This is a genomic window from Promineifilum sp. (SeqCode) (assembly GCF_041918635.1).
Classification (GTDB): domain Bacteria; phylum Chloroflexota; class Anaerolineae; order Promineifilales; family Promineifilaceae; genus Promineifilum.
The window spans coordinates 1-3574 of the sequence record NZ_JAYRVJ010000267.1; the positions used below are offsets into that span (position 1 = coordinate 1).

Annotated in this window: 4 protein-coding genes and 1 pseudogene; all 5 read right to left on the minus strand. The window is 65.3% G+C overall.

The window, feature by feature from the left end; genetic code table 11:
- Positions 1–263 (minus strand): hypothetical protein (locus tag ACE3UY_RS08870; RefSeq protein ID WP_374687183.1); only part of this gene is annotated, 263 nt, incomplete at its 3' end.
- Positions 264–346: 83 nt separating this feature from the next.
- The gene (locus tag ACE3UY_RS08875) at positions 347–757 is read right to left on the minus strand and encodes a type II toxin-antitoxin system VapC family toxin (protein ID WP_374687184.1); all 411 of its coding nucleotides are present in this window, start codon (positions 755–757) and stop codon (positions 347–349) included.
- Positions 738–965 carry a hypothetical protein gene (locus ACE3UY_RS08880; protein WP_374687185.1) on the minus strand — a complete coding sequence of 76 codons (228 nt, stop codon included), beginning with the start codon at positions 963–965 and terminating at the stop codon, positions 738–740. Before ACE3UY_RS08880 ends, ACE3UY_RS08875 begins: the two co-directional genes overlap by 20 nt.
- A gap of 116 nt (positions 966–1081) precedes the next feature.
- On the minus strand, positions 1082–2623 hold the full coding sequence (locus ACE3UY_RS08885) for an O-antigen ligase family protein (protein ID WP_374687186.1): 1542 nt from the start codon (positions 2621–2623) through the stop codon (positions 1082–1084).
- Positions 2623–3574 (minus strand): annotated as a pseudogene (locus ACE3UY_RS08890) (hypothetical protein); the annotation flags it as partial. The pseudogene ACE3UY_RS08890 and the gene ACE3UY_RS08885, both read right to left, overlap by 1 nt.

Below are 3574 nucleotides of genomic sequence, written 5' to 3' on the forward strand. Positions count from 1 at the left end.
AGGAGGCCCTCGATCTGCGTCCGGACAGCTTTGTAGTGGAAGAATTCGCTGAAGATGTCGTGGAGCAGGATTTCCTGTTCGGGTTCGGCGGCCGTCGCCTGGGCAACGAGCGCGACCAGGCCCGCGCCGAGGCAGCGCTCCACCGCCTGTTCGGCGGGCGTGCCCACGATCTGGCTCTTGAGCGTGCCCTTGAGATTGTTGACAACCTGTTTCGCCAGGTCGGTGGTAAGACCGGTGAGTACAGCGGCCGAGAACGGTTCCATCTACGCCTCCCCGCCATCGCCCCATGGCGACAGCGCAGCCCCATTATAGACCGCGTAGGAAGGTGAGCAATTCGCCGGCAACGCTAGCGGGGTTTGGCAAACAAGGCCTGAAAGCCAGCTTGGGTGAAATGGTAATCCGAGGTCAGTGCTTGAGCAATGCCGCGCTCGCGCATGACTACAAACGACGTGCAGTCCACCAAGCTCCACTGCTTGTCATCCATCTGCTTGTACAGAGCGAACGCAGACGTAAACAAGTCAGGCGTTACGTATACAATCTCGACCTTAGGCGATCCAAGAAACTGCTCGATGAGCCAAACCGCAGCGGCGCGATTGTGGCGGGCAAGTGCGTTGCCGGTCTCTAGCAGCACACCCTCGGTGGTCACGAATTGCCGCCCAAAATACCGACGCGCCAGCGTCTCCGCTTCCGCGTGATACTGGTCGCGCCGGTTGACTCTTGCGATGATGTAGGCCGTATCAATGAAGATGGGCGTCAATGGACTTCTCTCCACTTAGGTACAGGTCAATATTCTCGGAGAAGTCTTCGGGACCATCGATCTGGATGTCTCCTAAACGCAGTAGAAAGTCATCACCGGCGCTATGTTCCTTTTCGGCCAGGAACTGCTGAACCAGCGCGAACAACGCCTCCAGTTCCTCGTCATCCAGTTGTTCAATTTCCTGCAACAGGCGCTCTTTCGTACTCATGGTTTACCTCGCGGACAAGTATATCACGCATGTCTAACCCTAATCGCCCTTCTTATCCGCGAAAATCCGCGCCCCATCCGCGTCATCAACGTCCCATTCGTCCGCCCCGGAGCAGACTAACAGTCTGCGCTACAGGCGACTAACCTAGTTCCCGCCACCGCCATCCCCAACACCACCCAAAAGATCGTCACCGCGTGGTGGAAGTCCATGTTGAACAGATAGTGGTCGAACACGCCGGCTACCAGCGCGCCGACGAGGGCGGCGTGCAGCCCCAGCCACACCGCGTCGCGCCGTTCGTCGGCCCGCGCCGCCCGGCGGTGGTGGAAGGCGTAGCCGAACACGGTAGCGATGATGGCGAAGAAACCCAGCAGCCCGAACAGCCCCATCCGCCCGGCGATGGTGAAGTAGACGTTGGCGACGGCCAGATAGATGTCCACGTCCGGCGCGCCGGCAAACCCAACGCCGAAGAGGGGGTAGCGGCCGATGAGGATGAGCGCGTCCTTGTACTCGCCGAAGCGCATCTGCGTCGCCAGGTCGGCCCCCTGGAACCCCTCCACGAAGCGGGCGATGTACCCCTGGGTGATGGGCAGGAAGAGCAGCAGCAGCCCGCCCAGCGCCAGATAGGGCAGCAGCCGCCGGTAGCGAGCCACGGCCACGAAACCCAGCCCGGCCACCAGCCCCAGCATCGCCCCGCGCGAGAAGGTCAGCACCAGCGCGACGACGATCAGCCCGGCCATGCCCCAGATCAGCAGGCGGGGGAAGATCGGCCGCCGGGTCGCCACCTGCGGCCCGATGAGCGCGCCGAGCATCAGCAGCAGCCCGCCCAGCGAGTTGGGGTCTACGGCCGTGCCGATGGCCCGCTCGGACAGTTCCGGGTTCTCCTCGATGTAGCGGATGACCCAGCCGCCGGGGTAGCCCAGGCGGGTCAGGACGTTGAGCGCGCTGTTGGCCGTGGCATCGGGCAGCAGCCACAGGCCGATGGCCAGCGCCGCCGCGCTCGCCCCGGCCAGCAGCAGCGCCTTGACCAGCCGCTCCAGCCGCGGCCACGTCCGGCAGTAGTCGATGACGACGATGACAAAGCCCAGGCTCAGCAGCAACTCGGCGAACTTGCGCAGCAGCGTCGGCGTCAGCGGCCCATTGGACAGGCCGAAGATGAAGGCGAAGACGGCGGCGATGATGAACAGGATCAGCGGCAGGGCCACCGGCCCGGCGACCAGGTCGCGCTGCCGGCCGGTGACGATGCCCAGCAGCCAGACGAAGACCACCGCGCCCAGGGCGAAGTCGAGGAACGTCGGCGTCAGACCGATATCCACCGGGATGGTGGCGAAGGGCAGCAGGCAGACGACGCCGATGACGGCGAAGAAGCCGACCTCGATGTTGCGCAGCACCAGCGCCGTGCCCAGCCCGCCCAGCGCTACGGCCGCCCCGGCAATCGGCCCGCCGAAGGCCAGCACCAGCCCCGCGACCGCCGCGGTCAGGCCGATGAGCAAGCCGAGGGCGAGCGGCGAGGTGGCGGGATTCAGCGCAGGGGAGCGGAGGAGCGGGGGTGCGAGGGAGAAGGAACCGCCATTGGCGCGCTCTCTTTCACCCCCGCTCCCCCGCTCCCCTGCTCCCCTGCGGTCAACAGACGCAGTTCGTGATCCTTCGTCCGTCGTCATCACGGCTCCTCCACCCTCACCAACGTCAACGTCAGAAAGTCATCTGTCAGCCGGCCGTCGGGCGTCACCTGTTGCAGCCGGTCGAAGCCCCCCTCGGCTGTCCGCGTGTAGACGCCAACGATGAGCGGATACACGTCAGGCGGCGTGGCGGCGTCAACGGCCAGCGGCAGGCGCACCTCGTACACCTGGCCCAGCGACCAGGTGGTGGTGGGCTGCGGCGGCGCGACGTCGGCGGCGGCGTAGCGGGTCGTGTCCGCGCCGACGATTTGAGCGAAGAAGGTGTAGTCGACCAACAGCCGCTGCGATGGCCGCCAATAGGTGACCACTTCAACGCTCTCCCCGGCAACTACGCGCCGCGGCGCGACGGCAAAACCGACCAGTTCCAGCCCGTGCTCGAAGAACAGCGACGTCGCGTTCGGGTACGCTCCCTCGCGCGGCAGCAGGAGGATGGTTGCCAACATCACCGCGTCGCGGCCGTCGGCAGTCTGCGGTCGTTCCCCTGTCGCATAGTCATATAGCCCAACGGCCAGTTCCAGCTCAGCCGGCGCGACAGCCGCCGGCGGGATGGTCAGCACGTACTCGTTGACCAGCCGCTCGCCCGGCTCCAGCAAGCTCGTTGGGCGCAACCCCTGGCCGGTGTACATGTCGCGCTGGGCGATGGGCCGGCCTAGTACGGGATCGTTCAGGTGCACAAAGACGCTCCAATCGCGGGCCATCGGCCGCAACGCTTCCCACTCCAGCCGGACGCGCACCGTGTCGCCCGGCCGCTGTTCGCCGGATTCTACCTCATACCCCACCAGGCGCATGTCATCGCCCAACACCACACCGAGTGTTTCGGCCAGCGGGCCGGGGTAGGCGGGCGGTTGATAGGCCGGACGAATCCACAACCACGGCGCGGCCGCGGCGATGACGAATAAGAATACGATTGAACCAGGCAGCGGCAGTAACTTC

Excerpts from the sequence above, each read along its gene's own strand:
- ACE3UY_RS08880 (WP_374687185.1), bottom strand. The coding sequence starts at position 965 with ATGAGTACGAAAGAGCGCCTGTTGCAGGAAATTGAACAACTGGATGAC.
- ACE3UY_RS08885 (WP_374687186.1), bottom strand. The coding sequence starts at position 2,623 with ATGACGACGGACGAAGGATCACGAACTGCGTCTGTTGACCGCAGGGGA.